Below are 15814 nucleotides of genomic sequence, written 5' to 3' on the forward strand. Positions count from 1 at the left end.
GTCTCAATTGCAAGGTCATGCCAGAGCGTGCGCGATCATTCTGTTTCGGCGGGAACAGTAACATCCAGGATGGTAGGATTGAGGCCGGTCAGCGGATTGTCCGGATCCCAGGCGACGCGGACGGTCTCGAAACGCGGCTCCTTGGCGTCGTAGAGCATGAGGCGACCCGCCAAGCTTTCGCCGGCGCCGGTGATCTCCTTGATGACCTCTGTGGCCTGGAGCGTGCCGATGACGCCCACGACCGACCCCAGGACGCCCACTTCGGAGCAATTGGGAACAGTGCCCGGAGGTGGCGCTTCCGGGAAAATGCAGCGGTAGCTCGGGTATGGTGTTCCGTCGTCCCCGCGCGCGAACGGCTTCAGCGTCGTCAGATACCCATCGAACGGACCAACCGCGGCGTGGACGAGCGTCCGGCCGGCGAAGTAGCACGCGTCGGAGACGAGATAGCGGGTCGCGAAGTTGTCGGAGCCGTCGGCGACGATGTCGTAGCGCGAGATCAGATCGCGCGCGTTCGTGGCATCGAGCCGAAAATCGTGAGCTTCGACCACAACGTGCGGGTTGAGACGCGCAATCGTTTGGCGCGCACTTTCAACCTTGGAAACTCCGACGCTCTCGGTCGTGTGCACGACTTGCCGCTGCAGGTTGTCGAGCGAGACCCGATCGTCGTCGATGATGCCGAGGGTGCCGACGCCTGCCGCCGCCAGATAAAGCAGCACGGGGCTGCCGAGCCCACCCGCGCCGACAACCAGAACGCGCGCCGCCTTGAGGCTCGCCTGGCCTTGTCCGCCGATATCGTGCAGCAGGAGGTGGCGCTTGTAGCGCTGGATTTCCTCTGGCGAGAGCGCCATAGCAGGTTCGCTTTCTCGAGCAATGGCCGCTTCGCCTCGCCTCATGGAGATCCGTTTCCGGCTCGGACAAGGCCTTCAGGCGGACTAGCCCGGGTCGGACGCGGAGACCGTGCTCCGTGCAGCCTTTCCGGGCTCGGCTGCGGTGACGGACGGCGCGGACCACGGTCCTTGCACCTTAAACGCACCGATTGGTTTCGCCGTACTCGCGGCGCCCGGTGCGTTCGCGATCGAGAGTACGAGATCAACAACGCTCTTGTCGATATCGATCGTTCCCGTCACGTCGACCGCGCGATCTCCAGCCTGGGCTTTCACCTGGCCGGCGGTCAAAACGCCATTTGCAGCTGTAAATCGGGCGTTGAGCTGGTTTACGGCCGTGGTTCCTGCCGCCACGGGCCCCCAGCCCTCAGGCGGGGTTTTGGCGTCGATCGCCTTGGGCAACACGTCGAGATCGATGCCGAGGCGGCCGCTATCGGGAATATCCAACGAAACCGTTCCGGCGAGCGAGCGCGCGATATCTCCCTCGCTGGTGCCGTGAGCGTTGAGATCGAGGGTGAGATCTCCGGTACCGTCGAGGACGGCGGGGCCTGCCCGCAAGCTCGCGAGTGTTCCAAAGTCGATGTCGTCGAGGTGCGCGCGCACGGTATAGGCGGCTTCGTCGCCTGTCATATCGACGGTGAATTGCCCCTCGCCCGTTCCGCCCTGTTCGAGGTCAAGCTCTGCAATCTCGCCGTAGAGCTTTCCATTCTTGACGGAGAGGCTTGCCGCGCAGCGCCCGAGGCGGTCGGAGCCGCTCACGACGTTGCCGGCGGAAATGCGCACGTCCGCGTCGATCTCCCGAAGCAGCGACGGCGCGGCGAAGCCCGGAACCTTGAGACCGGACAGCCAATCGGAGGCCAATGCGAGCGCATAGGGCCGGGACGGTGCGAAATAGGGCGCGAGATCGAATGTCGCGAAAGCGAGGGTGCCCTCGATCGACGGGCGCTCGGGCTTCAGCGTGACGGCGAGAGCCCCGGTCGCGCTGTTGCCATCGAGGGCGAACTGAGCGTGCTCGAACGCAATCGACCGGTCATCGAGCGTCAGATGACCCTTGGCCGAGAACGCGCCAAGACCCGGCCCGACCGGCCAATCGGCGCCAAGCCACCTGGCGGCGCTGCGCAGATCCGAAATCGACAGCTCCGCATTCTGCGCGGAGATCTGCCCGCGATCGCCCGGCGCGATACGGCCGTTGAACGACGCCAAGATGTGATTGCCCTTGATGCTGGCGCGCACGTGAACCGGCGCATCGGCAGCTTTCTCGGGAGGAGGCGTAAAGGCGATGTCGATGTCGAGCGGTTCGCTCCGATATTCGATACGGCCCTTTGCCGTCACCACTCCGTGCCTGTCGGTGGCGACCTCGACGTTGACGTTCGACAATGTCTCGGCCGTGCCTTGCACCGTGTTGAGAACGATCGTGCTGTCCAACAACGCGAGGCTGCGAAATTTGAAATTCGACAGAGCCGAAACGATGGAGCCCAAAACCTCGTGGCCGGTTTCGCTTGCCGCATCGATCGCCTGTTGCGGAGCGGTGGTCGCGCTCGTGCGGTCGACCGTGAGCTTGGTGCGATCGAGCACGATATCGGCTCCGCCGCCGAGGACAAGCGCGCGCAATACGGCACCGACCCGGCTTTCGCCGGCGCCCGGACCGACGAGCGCAACGGTGCCTTCGCTGAGCGTCACGGCGGGTGACGAGAAGAGCGTCATCGGCTTGGTGATCGAAACGGTTTCGCCCGATGCCGCGCGCACCGTCGATCCCGGGATCGGCTCGCCCCTGCGCGCGCCGATCACCACCGGTGCAACCAGGGCGGCTCCGATCGCAGCGATCGATAGGATCGCAGCAACCAGCGGGCGACGCTTGTCAGCTCTGGCGGTCATACAGCCGCTGTTCCGCGCTATGAGGTTTGTAGAGGTCGTGACTGGCGAGCCGGACGATCGGGGTCTCCGATCTGTGGGCCCTCTTACTTAGCGGAAGGCGATGGCCGTGTGCAATACGTCATCGGACGGCGATTGACCAACAGATGCGCAGAAAAATTCATATCTTCAGATGCATAGGGCCTCGCCCCCAAAAAATTGGATATTCCGGGCAATGAATATTGCTAGCGCGAAGGGGCGGCGAAGCTCTCGCGGCCAAGCGCAGCATCAGAAAACACCCTGAAATTGGGCCTTTTCGAGGGCACAGGCCCATTTGTGCGGGATCTGCTCAAGATGAGCGCACTTCAATCCCGCGTCCTTCGCGCGCGCCAGATTTTTTTTGCAACGCAGCTTTTCAAGACGCCGCGTAAGACGCATCCGGACAGAATGCACAGAATGGGTGCGGACATTGCCGCGAGACTAGTCACTGCGGCACATCGAGAGGTGATTTTTTTTGGGGTTGGGGCCGCGCGAACGCGGCCCCAATTTGCGCTTAATCAATTTTGAAGCGGATCTGCTCCGTGTCGTGGCCCGGCATGGTCAACGACACCACGACGGTCGTGCCCTTTCCTGCATTGAAGTTGCCGCTTCCCTTGAAGCCATTGCCGCCGACTGGCTCAAGGGCGACGCGTTCCGTCTTGCCGTCTGCCAGAACCGTCGCGGACGCCTTGGCGCCGTTCGTGTCCTCCGCATCACCGTCCTCATGCGTCACATAAACTTCAAGCGTGCCGCCCTTGGCCACGAGCTCGAGGTGGTGGTGACCGTTGTGCGCGACGATGCCGCCGTGCTTGGCACCGTGATCATGGGTCTTGCCATGATCGTGCCCCTCACCGGCCAGTGCGAAGCTCGCACCAAGTGCGATCGCTCCCAGCGCCAGCAAAATTCGCTTTGTCATCTCATGCTCCTTCTTGGTTGGACGTATCAAAATGCTTCGGCGTGAACGGAGGTGTCCCGCTCGGCCATCAGCCGCTCCAGCGGCTTCTTTCCGAAGAGCAGGAACAAAACCGGGGTGAGGAAGGCGTCGAGCAACGTGGCGGAGAACAGGCCGCCAAAAATCGTGATGGCGACCGGATGCAGGATCTCCTTGCCGGGCTCGTCGGCGCCGATCATCAGCGGCAGCAACGCGATGCCCGCGGCAAGCGCGGTCATCAAGACGGGTGTCAGGCGCTCCAAGGTTCCACGCATCACCAGCTCGCGGCCGAAGCGTTCACCTTCGAACAGCGTCAGGTTGATGTAGTGGCTGATCTTCAGGATGCCGTTGCGGGTCGCGATGCCGGCCAGCGTGATGAAGCCGATGGCGCTTGCGACCGAGAACGGCTGTCCCGCGATCCACAGCGCGGCGACGCTGCCGATCAGAGCCAAGGGCACATTGCCCATGATGATGAGCGCAAGCGCTGTCGACCGGTAGCGCGTGTAGAGCACCAGGAAAATCATTGCGAGCGACGCCAGCGACAGCATCGCGATCAACCGCGAGGCCTCCTCCTGGGCTTGGAACTGGCCTTCCAGGCGCGTGAAGTAGCCTTGCGGAAGCGGCGCGCTTGCGATCTCGGTGCGAATGTTCTCCACGATCCGCGCCATGTCCGATCCATCCGTGTTGGCGAGCACGGCGATGCGGCGCCTGCTGTTCTCACGCAGGATCTGGTTCGGCCCGTCTGTCTCGATGACCTCGGCGACGTTGCTCAACGGAATACGTCCCGCCGGGCTCTCGATGAGCATCTCGCCCAAGGCGCGCGTGGTGCGATCAGCATCCGACAGACGCAAGACCACATCGAAGCGCTTCTGCTGATCGATCACCTGAGACACGACGCGGCCGTTCGAAAGCGTTTCGAGAGACTCGGTGATCGTGCTCGGGTTCAGGCCGTAGCGCTTGGCCTTCTCATAATCGATGCGAACCTGAAGCTCTGGAATGCGCACCTGCTTTTCGGTTTGAAGATCGACGATGCCCGGGATGCGGCGCATCCGGGTTTCGAGATCCGCGGCGAGGGCCCGGAGCGCATCGTAGTCGTCGCCGTAGATCTTGAGTGCGATCTGGGCCCGCACGCCGGACAGCATATGATCGAGGCGATGCGCGATCGGCTGACCAACAGTAATGGACGCCGGCAACACCGACAGGCGCGAGCGGATATCCGCCAGCACCTCCTCGCGGCTTCTTTCGGAGCGCCGCAGATCCACGTCGAGCTCACTGTTGTGGACGCCCTCCGCGTGCTCATCGAGTTCGGCACGGCCGGTGCGGCGACCAAGCGAGTGCACCTCGGGCACCTCCGCTACGATGTTCTCCGCCAGCCTGCCGATGCGATCGGATTCCGCAAGGCTGATGCCGGGCTGCAGGATGACGCTGACCAACACCGTGCCTTCGTTGAAGGCAGGCAGAAACGCGCGGGGCAGATAGGTCCCCGCGACGACAGCCGCCGCCACGGCCACGACCGGCATGCCGACCACGAACGCCGGCCGGTCGAAACACCAGGCCAGGCCGCGCCGCTGCCAGCGCTTCAATACACGGACGATCGGGCTTTCATGCTCGGCCAGATGCTTCATACGCGGGATCAGCCAATAGGCGAGCACGGGCGTCACGGTCATGGAGACGAGCAGGCTCGCCACGATCGAGACAATGAAGGCGATGCCGAGTGGCGCGAACAAGCGGCCTTCGATGCCGGACAGCGCGAAGAGCGGCAGAAACACCAGAACGATAATGGCGGTGGCATAGAGGATGCCGCTCCGAACCTCGATTGAGGCGTCGGCGACGACCTCCTCGGTCGAGCGGATATCGCGACCGCCGGCCGCGCGGTGAAGACCAAGCCTTCGATAGATGTTCTCGACGTCTACCACCGCATCGTCGACCAGGGCACCGATCGCGATGGCAAGACCACCCAGCGTCATGGTGTTGATCGAGAGCCCCATAGCTTCGAACACGATGACGCTGGTCAATACCGAGAGCGGAATGGCGAGAAGCGAGATGAAGGTCGTTTGCCAATTGAGCAGGAACACGAACAACACGACCGCCACCACGACAAGCGCTTCGACGAGCACGCGCTTCACGTTGTCAATCGACGACTCGATGAATGTGGCCTGGCGAAACTGGATATCCGTCACACGGACGCCTTCCGGCATCACGCGTTGCAGCTCCGGCAGCATGCGTTCGATCTCGCGCGTGATGGTGACGGTGTCGGCGGCCGGCTGTTTCTGGACGCCGAGAATGACGGCAGGCTTGCCGTTGAAACCGGCGTCACCGCGCTTGGCGCGGGCGGCGAAGTCCACGCTCGCGACCTGGCTCAGCGTCACGGCCTGTCCGCTGCGATAGGCGACGACGAGATTTCGCAGATCCTCGATGCGAGAAGACCGGCCGATGTTACGGATCAGGAATTCGCGCGTCTTCTGGTCGACGAAACCGCCGCCGGTGTTGACGCCGAAGGACTTGATCGCCTGCTCGATGGCTTCGAAGCCGATGTCGAGACCGGCCATGCGGCGCGGATCGGGAACGACGCGGTACTGGCGCACCTCGCCTCCGATGGGAATGACCTGCGAGACACCGGGCACCGTCAACAGCTGCGGGCGCACGGTGAAATCGGCGATCTCGCGCAGCGTCATCGGGTCGGCCTTGCTGCCGGATGCGCCCGTCTCGGCAGACATGGCAATCAGCATGATCTCACCCATCACCGAGGAGATCGGCCCCATTTGCGCGGTCACACCCGGCGGCATCTGTTCGCGCACGAGCTGCAGACGCTCAGCCACCTGCTGGCGCGCCAGATAGATCTCCGCGGACCAATCGAACTCGATGTAGACGATCGACAGACCCACACCGGACACCGAACGCACGCGCGATACGCCCGGCATGCCGTTCATGGCGGTCTCGATCGGGAAGGTTACGAGCTGCTCGACCTCCTCGGGAGCGAGGCCTTCCACCTCGGCCATCAAAGTCACGGTGGGCCGGTTGAGATCGGGGAAGACATCGACCGGAAGACGGGACAGCGTCAGCAAGCCGTAGGCACTCATGGCCACGGCAGCAACGAGAATGAACAGCCTGTTCGCCAAGCTCGCGCGGACAATGGCATTAAACATTGTCGCCTCCTTTCTTCGCTCGACTTAGCGAACCTGGTTGATGAGCTCGGCGGCCTCGACGACGACGCGATCGCCTGCCGCGAGGCCGGCGATCACGACGACGCGGTCGCCATCCAGCGGCGCAATGCGAACGGGACGCGCGGCAAACCGCTCGGGCGCCACCTTGACCCAAACCTGGGGCAGGCCGTTCGTCGCGCGGACCACAGCGGCATCCGGCACGATGAAGCCTTCGACGGGCGTTCCGTGCTGCACCAGCACCTTCACGGTGACACCGATGGAGAGCGACTCGTGGGGATCCTCAACCTTGAACAGGAGCGGGAGCGCTTGCTGCCGAAGCGCGGGGGCGCGGCCGATGTAGGTCAGCGGAATTTTGTGCCCTTCAGCATCGACGGCGGACGCGGACGAGACCTTGCCTGCGTCGTCGGTTCCGGGAATGCCGATCGCCTCGATCCAGATCTTTTTCGGATCGACGATTTCGAACAGCGTATCGCGCGCGGACACGACTTGCCCGGCGCGGACGTTGGCGACGGATATGATGCCGGAAACAGGCGCCTTCAATTGCAGACGCTCCTCGTTCTTTGGCTCGAGCACACGCTTCTGCGTACGCAAGCTCTCGATCTCCGTCCTGGTGTCGTCGATCTCACGCTGGGGAATGTAGTCACCCGAGATGCGCTCCAAGCGGGCGAGCTTTTGCTCGGCGATACGCAGCTTGCCTTCGACGTCGGCCGTTACCTGAGCGAGCGTGCCGCGCTCGTAGACGGGCATGGCAGGCGCGAGGAGCGCCAGGATGTCGCCTTCTTTCACGGACTTGCCGACGTACGACAGCTCTCCGGCCGCCAGCTCGATCTGGCCTTCCATGGGAGCCTGGACGCGGCCTTCGTGCGCGGGATCAGCGATGACGGTGCCGACCAGTTCGGTGCCGGTCTGCGCCGTCTCAGTCGCGGCAGGCACGGTTCGCACATGGAGCAGGCGCTGCGAGGCCTTGGGCAGAAAGACCTCGCCGTTCGGCTGCTTCACAGGCGCACTGCCGCCGGGAAGGGCGGGCGCAGCTTCGTCGCCGTGATCGTGCCCCTCATGCGCGACAGCAGTCCGCGGCATGGCGGAGGCAACGAGCAGGGCAATAAGGACGATTTCGGCAGCGTTCTTGAGGACTTCCACGATGGCCGGCCTTGCAGGCGCGGGAGGTGCTGCGGCTTTCGGCGGATCGTCCGGCGGAATGCGTACGGGGCGGAAGGCAAACGCCAGGAAGAAACCGCCGAGACCAATCGTGAGAGCCAGCAGCCACAGCTCGGGACGTGCCAACGGGCCTGACGAGACCGACACCGCGCCGTGGTCGGCATCGGCCGCGGACGCGACGACGAGCACGCCTGCGAGCAGATCCATTTCGCCGTTCGCCTCGACGACAAAGGTCAGCGCTTTGCTGCCGGGCTCGTCGAGCCATTCCGCTTCGAGCGTGTAGGTGCCGGGGCCGGACGGCTTCGCCTTCACCGGCGCAATGCCTTCACCAGAAACCTCGATGCTGGCGCCGTCGACCGGCTCGTTGGTGGCGATCCGATCGAGGTAAATGGTCAGCGCATGGCCCGTCGCTGTCGCCACGAGTTCGAGCTGCGAGCCTTCGGCGACGACCCGCGGAACAGCCGGGGCGGCAGCAGCGGCAGCCGGTTCAGGGCCGTGGTCATGGCCCGGACCTGCCTGGACCACGCCAGCGGATATGAACAGGCAAAAAATGAGAGTGCTAAGTCTGAACATGCTTCGAGCCTCGTAGACTTGCGAGCGTGCGCAGCGGCGCGCTTCGCCCTTGTCACGGAGACCGATCGAACAGGATGCGGATGGGGACGTACCGCCGACACCTCGGACGACCGGGCTCTCGAGCAGCATCGATGGAAGCAGGACAGGTGGCGGATTGCGGACAATCCAGCAAAAGGATCGCCTACAGAAAATCCCGCGCGCTTGCGCCTATCGGATGCCGATCACGATCCTTCTCTCAGCGCCAAACGCAGAGGGAAGGTCAGGATCAGGCCGAGGCGCGCGGGGGACGGAAAAGCGGGGTGGCGAGCTGGCCAAGCGGAAGATGCGAGGCCCGTTCGGGCTGGATCAAACCCGGCACAAAGCCGAGCTTGAAGCCGCAATCGCCAGCTGGGACAGCCAACGAGGCGCAGCAATGCGTATGCATATAGGCGCAGTGGCTGGCCGACTTCGCCGGTTCTTCGCAGCTCACGCCTTCGCAGGTATCGGCCGATTGATCGACGTGGTCGTGGCCGGCGTGATCGGCAGAGGTGACGCTCACGCCGTCGTTGGCGTGGTGCACATGCGCGCCCATAGGGCCGTGCGTATGGGTCTCAAAGGCTTCGAGCACAGCCGAATACCCGCTTAGGCTGCTGGCGCAGAGTGCCACAGCAACCATGAAAATTCGCAGGAACTGGCGCGTTGTGCCGATCATCGCCTAAGGAAAACCGAAAGATTCGAGAGCCGTCAAGACCAATACGGCCTCAGCGCTCCCCATCACATATTCATCGAACCGATCAATTCAACATCACAGCCATGGCGGGAGTGAGGCATTCAACAAGCCGTTCGCCATCAAGGCGCACGAAACGGGCAGCCACGCCGTTCTCGGCGGCGAATACCGGCCCCTGCTCAGGGCCAAACACCGTGAGCGCGGTCGCGAGCACGTCCGCCGTCATGCAATCCTCGGCGACGACGGTGACGGATACGAGATCGTGCGCAACGGGATGGCCGGTGCGCGGATCGATGGTGTGTGCGTAACGGCGCCCGTCGCGATCGAAGTAGCGCTGCTCGTCGCCGGACGTCGCAACCGAGATGCCGTTGAGTGCAAGCACGGCATCGAGCGGTTGGGCGCTGGTGAACTGACTTGCGCGCGGCGTCTCAAGCGCCACCCACCAGGGCGAGCCGTCCGGCTTGACGCCTTCGCCGCGCAACTCCCCGCCGATCTCAACGAGCAGGTTCGCGACACCGCTTTTCCGCAAGAAGCGCACGACCTCATCCACCGCAAATCCCTTCGCGATGGCGCAAAGATCGAGCTGCAATTGACCGGGCTGAAATACGCGCCGGGCTTCGACGTCACACTTTACGCGTTGCCAGCCGCTCGACGCTTGGGCTGCGTTCACTGCGTCCGGTTTCGGTAAACCGGCTGCAACGGCCGCCGGGCCGAAGCCCCACAGATCGACGAGCGCGCCAATGGTCGGATCGTAGGCGCCGCCGGTTCGCTCCGCCCAATGCAACGCTGCAGAAAGCACTTTGAAGAAGCCGTCCGGCAAAAGATGCCAGGTTCCGCCCGGCGCCGCGTTGAAGCGCGAGAGGGCGGAGCTTGGCTCCCACGGGCTCATCTCCGCCACGACGCCTGCAAGCACGGCCTCGATGCCACGGTTGAGGCTCGCTACGTCGGCGCCGCGTGGAAGCGCCACCTTGGCGGACCACGAGGTGCCCATGGTCTTGCCGCCAAGATGCTCGATCGACAACACGCGGAGCGCCGCAAACGACGGAGGGACGGCGATCCGCTCCGGAATGAACACGCGCCGCTCGTCGTGCGCAGGAGGCGGAAGCTTTTCCCGCTCCGCTTGCTTCACTCCGGCAACACTTCGAGCGTCGCGGCGTAGCTTGCGCGGCGTTCCTTGGCTTCCTTGAATTCCGCCTTGTCGTCGCTGACGCTCGCCTCGAGCCAGTACATGCCGGCTTCCGGCCACTTGTACTTGAATACGCCATCCTTATCGGTCGAGACCTTGATCTCGCCGAGCTGATTGCGATAGCGGATGCCGCCGCGAACGATCTCGACCTCGACGTTCGGAGCCGGCTGGCCGTCAAGCAGAAGCTTGAATTCGGCCTCGTCGCCCGCGACCAGATCGGTCGGATGGGTGATCGGCTGCATCTCGAGCCCCTTGCCGACCGGCTTCAACGCCGCCTCATCGGGATTGCCGGACGTGACGAACGTCTCCAAGCGGCGCTGCGCGTGGGTGACGACGACATCCGTTGCGGAAGCCGGAATTTCTTTCGCCAGATTTTCTGGCTTGCCGCGCCAGCGCTTCTGCTCGCCGTTCTCCTTGTAGCGCGCAAACAGATTGTTGCCGACCAAGGCAATGCGATAGGTGCCCGGCGCCTTCAACGAGAGATCAAACGTGCTGCGATACTTGCCGGTGCTGGCATTCTCAGGCTCGATCTTGGAGCCGTCGGGGGCCGTAACCACGAGACCATCGAGCCGCATCGGCTGATGCTCGAAATAGAAGAGATCGTTCGAGACGGCCGCATCAATCGTGACGGCCGGATCCTTACCGGAAAGGACCGTCGCAGACGGCAGCAGCCAGGCGCGATGAGCGTGCGCCGAGACGGGAATGACGAGGGCGAGCGCAGCGGCTGCGCGAATGAGCGTCTTCATGAGTGGATCTCCTCGATCGGATCAGGGCTTTACGGTGACGGCGACGGTGCCGAGTTCATGCTCGCCCTTGGCGTTGAGGGCGGCTCCCTTCTCGGGCGGCCATTGCAGCGGAATTTTCACGACCTCACGGCCGCCGACTTCGCGGGCCGCCTCGACGATGAGCTGATACTCGCCGGGAGCGAGCGCCTTCAGTGCGGCGTGGCTGTCCTCGAACTTGATCGCGTGGGCACCGGGTGCGCGCGTGGCGCTCGTCAGTCCATCGGCGGGAACCGTCACGTTGCGGCCGGCGCGGCGCCACCACTGGCGCAGATCCTTCAGCCACTTGTCGCCTTCCTGTTTCTTGTTGGCGACGTCGTACCAGACCGCGAGATTGGCGGCGACGCTCTGGTCCGGTCGCTCAAGCCAGATCGCGACGTACGGCTTGTGATATTCGGCAACGTCGAGCTTGGGGATCTCGATCGAGATTTCGAGATCGGCCGCAAAGGCCGGGGCCGCAACAAGCCCCGTGAGGCCGAACGACAGAAGAATGCGCATCAATACCCTCGTTTCGATTGGTCGTGCTTGCGCGCGAAAAACGTTCCCTCTTTCCGCGCGCACTTCAGTGAATCAAGAAAATCGCGAGTAGAACCGGAATTCCCAAGCCCAGGCCGACGACTGGCCAGGTGGAGGGGCGACCCTTCGCGTACATCTGCAGCAACAGCAGGCCGGTGACGCAGAACACGACGCTCGCCAGCGCGAACAGATCGATGAACAGGCTCCATGCCGAGCCCGTGTGGCGGCCCTTGTGGAGATCGTTCAGGTAGGAAATCCAACCGCGGTCGGTGATCTCGTAGGTGACGGCTCCGCTCTCGCGATCGATCGAAACCCAGGCATCGCCGCCGGGGCGCGGGAGGGCGACGTAAGCCTCGCCATCGGACCATTCCGCCTCACGGCCCGCGACCTCCACGCCGACCGCACGCGTGACCTCGCCCGCAATGTCAGAAGGGAGCGGCGCACGTCCGGTGCGTGGCGCCTTCGTCAACGCTTCGATGGCGGAAGCGCCGATCTTCGCGTCGCGCGTCGTCACCTCGGGCTTGGCCTCGATCAGCGACGAATGGTTCAGCGTGATGCCCGTCACGGAAAACAGCAGCATCGAAACGAGGCTCACGGCCCCGCTGATCCAGTGCCATTGCCGGAGCTGGCGCATCCATTGCGCACGGCGGTTCGCTTTCGCGGTCTTTTCGGCCGACAGATCGCGGACGTTGACGTTCACGTGGATGGTCCCTGCTCGCCGCCCGATAGCACTTGTTCCCGCGCGAACTCCCGAAGGGCCGGATGCGCGTCCTGCTGCAGGGCGTCCAACGCTTCCTGGCGGAAATGGCCCGGTGCCTGGCTGAAGGACGTACGGAGCCAGCTCAATCCGTCGATGACGCGGCCAGTTGTCACAAGATGGCAGCCATGGCGAAACTGCCCGCGGAAACATCCGCGTTGGGCGGCCCAGCGGTACCAGTGGAAGGGCGAACCCGGCCTTCGGTCGGCGGCCTTGGCTTCGCGGTAGCGGCCGATCATGTTCATTGCCTTGGCGTTTCCGCGGCGGGCCGAACGGACCAGAAGGGTCAGGGCCGCGTTCTCGTCGTAAGGCACTCCAAGCCCTTGCGCGTAGAGATTGGCGAGATTGAATTCGCCCCAGGCGTGGTTTTTATTTGCGGCCCGGCGATACCAATCCGCCGCCTCAACCAGATCCGGGGCGACGCCCCATCCCAGCTCGAAGCAACGCCCGACCATGTTGAGGGCTTCGGCATCGCCGCTACGCGCGGCCATCTTGAACCAGCGGAGCGCGGCTTCGGGATCATGCTCTGCGCCGTGGCCATGCAGCAATCTGCGAGCCCAGCCGATCTGCGCGTCGACCGATCCTTCGACAGCCAGCTTGCGCAAGTCTTCGGATGGGATTTCGGCGGACGGCACATCACGCTCGGGCTCGAGCACGCGCACATACAGCGTCTGGAAGCGAACGCCCTCGGCGACTGAGAGCTCGAAGTCGTCGTCTACTCTGACATCCGCGCCCTTCATGAACGGTTCGCTTCCCGTCTGATCTCTGCTTTGGCCTTCGGTCAAAGCACTGCCCCAATTCGAAGCGCGCCTCGGCTGTTGGTGACCGCCTATTCGGCCGCGCCAATCAGCAATATACGACCAGTTTAATCAAGTATATTCGAACATCCGAAGGCGCGCGGTCCTCTCGGACATCCCCTCAGTGGAAATACAGAAAAGCCGCACACCGTAGGCGCACTCTCGTTTGTTTGTCGAAGCGGTCTGACCAACAGTCCGCGACCAGAAAAGCGCCGGGCGCTCGAACACGCTTCAGCGAATGTTGAACTGAATGGGCAGCGACAGGTTGCGCGCCGTTTCCAGCGCCTGATCCGGCGGCGCCGGGAGCGGGGCAGCGCGCTGCAGGATTTCGACAGCCTCTTCGTCGAGGAGCGGCGAGCCCGAGCCTTTCAGGACCTTTACGTTCGTCACGTGTCCGGCGCCATCGATCGAGAAACTGACCGTCACGACTCCCTGAACACGCTTCTCCCGCGCTTGAGACGGATAGCGCTTGTGCTTGCTGATGTGCAGATGAAGCGCCTTCTGCCAGGAAACTTCGGCTTGATTGGGCTTCCTGGAGTTACCTTGCAGAGGGGCCGCCGGCTTTGGCCCGACAGCTGCGGCCTCGATGGGCGGGGGCGCCGCGGCGATCGATGCGCTTTGCGCCTGAACGCGCTCCTGCTCTTTCTTTTCTTCCTCGGGCTTTTCTTCTTCCTCGATCGGCTTCACCTTCTCGAGCGCAACCTCCGGCTCTTTCACGAGGGGGGCTTCTTCAAGCTGGGGCAGTTCCTCCTCCGGCTTGACCTCTTTCACCTCTTCAACCGGCGCGACCTCGGGGGCTTCGTCACTCTTGGGACCGATCGCGAGCATCTCGGGTGGGTCGGGCGACGAGACGGCCATAGGCGCGAGCTCGAGCAGCATCGCGCCTTCGGGCTCGGTATCGACTTCCGCTTCTTCCCACTGCCAGAGCGCGGCGGCTGCGCCGCCGACATGCAAGGCCAGCACCAACATTCCGGCGCCGGCCCATCTGCGCCAGCGACGCCACGAGGGCTCGAGAATGTCGAATGCGGTGATCATGGAGTGGGAGCGGTTCCGGGCTGGGCCTGCGGTGCAGCGGCAGCGGGCGCGCCGCCGGGAACGGGGGGAGGCGGCGCCTCTTCCAGCCCGACCATCGCGACCTTCAGATAGCCGGCTGCACGGAGCAGGTTCATCACGCGCATGACCTCGCCGTAGGGCACGGTTTTGTCCGCCCTCAAGAAGATGCGCTGCTGACGGTCGGAGTTCGTGGCGGCGTCAAGCGAGCCAGCAAGCTGCGGGCTTGCGATCGCGTCGTTGCCGAGCGCAAGCGAAAGATCAGACTTGATGGTGAGGAACAGCGGCTTGTTGGGGCGCGGCTGCGGCTTGGCGCTGGCAACCGGAAGATCGACCGGAATGTCGACCGTCGACAGCGGCGCCGCCACCATGAAGATGATCAGAAGCACGAGCATCACGTCGATGAACGGCGTGACGTTGATCTCGTGGTTTTCGGCCAAGTCGTCGCTGCCGTCGTCGAGACGTCCAGCCATGGTTCACCTCACTCGGCTCTTATTCTGCAGCGCGCGCCGCTTTGACCTTGAATCCGCGATCGAGATCACGCGAAACGAGGCGCATCACCTCGGCGGAGGCTTCAGCGATCAACGCCTTATACCCTCCGATCTGGCGTGAAAAGTGGTTGTAGATAATGACGGCTGGAATCGCGGCCACAAGGCCGATGGCGGTGGCGAGCAAGGCCTCGGCGATGCCGGGAGCGACGATCGCGAGATTGGTCGTCTGCGATTCCGAAATGCCGATGAAGCTGTTCATGATGCCCCAGACGGTTCCGAACAGGCCGACGAACGGCGAGGTCGAACCGATGGTGGCCAACACGCCGGTGCCACGGTTCATGTCGCGGCCCGCCGCTGCAACCAGCCCGTCGAGGCGCGAGCCCACGCGCTCCTTGATACCGGCCTTGTCGGGAACATCGGCCGAAAGGCGCAGCTCGATGATCGCCATGTCGATCAAGCCCGAGACGACGCCCTTCTTGTCACCCAGCCGCTGAGCCGCTTCCGCCAGACTCGACGAAGCGTTGATATCGGAGAAGCCGCGCGTCAGACGCCGCTTTGCCCAAGTCAGCTCCAGAGATTTGGCGAGCCATACCGTCCACGTCACGACCGACGCAAAGGCGAGGCCGATCATCACCGCCTTAACGACGATGTCGGCCGACATGAACATGTTCCACGGCGACAGATCATGCGGGAGGTGCGGATTCTCCGTCGATTGCGCCACTGGGGCGGGAGCAACCGCAGGTGCGGCATCTGCCGGCACGCCCGGAACCGCTGGAGCGATCGCCGTCGGCTGGGCGAGATCGGTCGAGCCTGGCGCCGGAGTTGGGGCAGTTGCGGCCGCGGGGGCAGCAGGCGTTGATGCGGCAGGGGCATCGGCCTGGACCGGCGGCGCGGCCTCGGCCGGCTGAGCCGTTGCGGCGGGCGGGGCC

General features: G+C 63.9%; 14 protein-coding genes. All 14 read right to left on the minus strand.

Annotation, left to right across the window (positions count from 1 at the left end; translation table 11 throughout):
* Positions 1 to 35: 35 nt before the first annotated feature.
* On the minus strand, positions 36 to 848 hold the full coding sequence (locus RCO24_RS14755; protein WP_308963177.1) for a HesA/MoeB/ThiF family protein: 813 nt from the start codon (positions 846 to 848) through the stop codon (positions 36 to 38).
* A gap of 84 nt (positions 849 to 932) precedes the next feature.
* A complete protein-coding gene (locus RCO24_RS14760) occupies positions 933 to 2759 on the minus strand; it encodes an AsmA family protein (protein WP_308963178.1) in 1827 nt (608 codons plus the stop codon).
* A gap of 529 nt (positions 2760 to 3288) precedes the next feature.
* The gene (locus RCO24_RS14765) at positions 3289 to 3690 is read right to left on the minus strand and encodes a hypothetical protein (protein ID WP_308963180.1); all 402 of its coding nucleotides are present in this window, start codon (positions 3688 to 3690) and stop codon (positions 3289 to 3291) included.
* Positions 3691 to 3716: 26 nt separating this feature from the next.
* Entirely contained in the window at positions 3717 to 6851 is a 3135-nt protein-coding gene (locus RCO24_RS14770; RefSeq protein WP_308963182.1) for an efflux RND transporter permease subunit, read from the minus strand.
* Between the two features lie 24 nt (positions 6852 to 6875).
* On the minus strand, positions 6876 to 8600 hold the full coding sequence (locus RCO24_RS14775; RefSeq protein ID WP_308963183.1) for an HlyD family efflux transporter periplasmic adaptor subunit: 1725 nt from the start codon (positions 8598 to 8600) through the stop codon (positions 6876 to 6878).
* A gap of 265 nt (positions 8601 to 8865) precedes the next feature.
* Entirely contained in the window at positions 8866 to 9255 is a 390-nt protein-coding gene (locus tag RCO24_RS14780) for a hypothetical protein (RefSeq protein ID WP_308963184.1), read from the minus strand.
* Positions 9256 to 9373: 118 nt separating this feature from the next.
* A complete protein-coding gene (locus tag RCO24_RS14785; RefSeq protein WP_308963186.1) occupies positions 9374 to 10435 on the minus strand; it encodes an FAD:protein FMN transferase in 1062 nt (353 codons plus the stop codon).
* Entirely contained in the window at positions 10432 to 11238 is an 807-nt protein-coding gene (locus RCO24_RS14790) for a DUF4198 domain-containing protein (RefSeq protein ID WP_308963188.1), read from the minus strand. Before RCO24_RS14790 ends, RCO24_RS14785 begins: the two co-directional genes overlap by 4 nt.
* Positions 11239 to 11259: 21 nt before the next feature.
* Positions 11260 to 11772 carry a DUF2271 domain-containing protein gene (locus tag RCO24_RS14795; RefSeq protein WP_308963190.1) on the minus strand — a complete coding sequence of 171 codons (513 nt, stop codon included), beginning with the start codon at positions 11770 to 11772 and terminating at the stop codon, positions 11260 to 11262.
* Between the two features lie 64 nt (positions 11773 to 11836).
* Positions 11837 to 12490, minus strand: coding sequence for a PepSY-associated TM helix domain-containing protein (locus RCO24_RS14800; RefSeq protein WP_308963192.1), 654 nt, complete (start codon positions 12488 to 12490; stop codon positions 11837 to 11839).
* Entirely contained in the window at positions 12487 to 13287 is an 801-nt protein-coding gene (locus RCO24_RS14805; RefSeq protein ID WP_308963194.1) for a tetratricopeptide repeat protein, read from the minus strand. The genes RCO24_RS14800 and RCO24_RS14805 overlap by 4 nt, the downstream gene beginning before the upstream one ends.
* Positions 13288 to 13575: 288 nt before the next feature.
* On the minus strand, positions 13576 to 14379 hold the full coding sequence (locus tag RCO24_RS14810) for an energy transducer TonB (protein WP_308963196.1): 804 nt from the start codon (positions 14377 to 14379) through the stop codon (positions 13576 to 13578).
* Positions 14376 to 14867 (minus strand): TonB system transport protein ExbD, encoded by a 492-nt coding sequence (gene exbD / locus RCO24_RS14815; protein ID WP_308963198.1) that lies wholly within the window; start codon positions 14865 to 14867, stop codon positions 14376 to 14378. Before exbD ends, RCO24_RS14810 begins: the two co-directional genes overlap by 4 nt.
* A 19-nt stretch (positions 14868 to 14886) precedes the next feature.
* Positions 14887 to 15814 (minus strand): tonB-system energizer ExbB (gene exbB / locus RCO24_RS14820; RefSeq protein WP_308963200.1); only part of this gene is annotated, 928 nt, incomplete at its 5' end.

Source organism: Hyphomicrobium sp. LHD-15 (assembly GCF_031157355.1).
GTDB lineage: Bacteria > Pseudomonadota > Alphaproteobacteria > Rhizobiales > Hyphomicrobiaceae > Hyphomicrobium_C.

Bases quoted from the DNA above. Each gene is read 5' to 3' on its own strand.
- RCO24_RS14755 (WP_308963177.1), bottom strand. From the start codon at position 848: ATGGCGCTCTCGCCAGAGGAAATCCAGCGCTACAAGCGCCACCTCCTG.
- RCO24_RS14760 (WP_308963178.1), bottom strand. From the start codon at position 2,759: ATGACCGCCAGAGCTGACAAGCGTCGCCCGCTGGTTGCTGCGATCCTA.
- RCO24_RS14765 (WP_308963180.1), bottom strand. From the start codon at position 3,690: ATGACAAAGCGAATTTTGCTGGCGCTGGGAGCGATCGCACTTGGTGCG.
- RCO24_RS14770 (WP_308963182.1), bottom strand. From the start codon at position 6,851: ATGTTTAATGCCATTGTCCGCGCGAGCTTGGCGAACAGGCTGTTCATT.
- RCO24_RS14775 (WP_308963183.1), bottom strand. From the start codon at position 8,600: ATGTTCAGACTTAGCACTCTCATTTTTTGCCTGTTCATATCCGCTGGC.
- RCO24_RS14780 (WP_308963184.1), bottom strand. From the start codon at position 9,255: ATGGTTGCTGTGGCACTCTGCGCCAGCAGCCTAAGCGGGTATTCGGCT.
- RCO24_RS14790 (WP_308963188.1), bottom strand. From the start codon at position 11,238: ATGAAGACGCTCATTCGCGCAGCCGCTGCGCTCGCCCTCGTCATTCCC.
- RCO24_RS14795 (WP_308963190.1), bottom strand. From the start codon at position 11,772: ATGCGCATTCTTCTGTCGTTCGGCCTCACGGGGCTTGTTGCGGCCCCG.
- RCO24_RS14805 (WP_308963194.1), bottom strand. From the start codon at position 13,287: ATGAAGGGCGCGGATGTCAGAGTAGACGACGACTTCGAGCTCTCAGTC.
- RCO24_RS14810 (WP_308963196.1), bottom strand. From the start codon at position 14,379: ATGATCACCGCATTCGACATTCTCGAGCCCTCGTGGCGTCGCTGGCGC.
- exbD (WP_308963198.1), bottom strand. From the start codon at position 14,867: ATGGCTGGACGTCTCGACGACGGCAGCGACGACTTGGCCGAAAACCAC.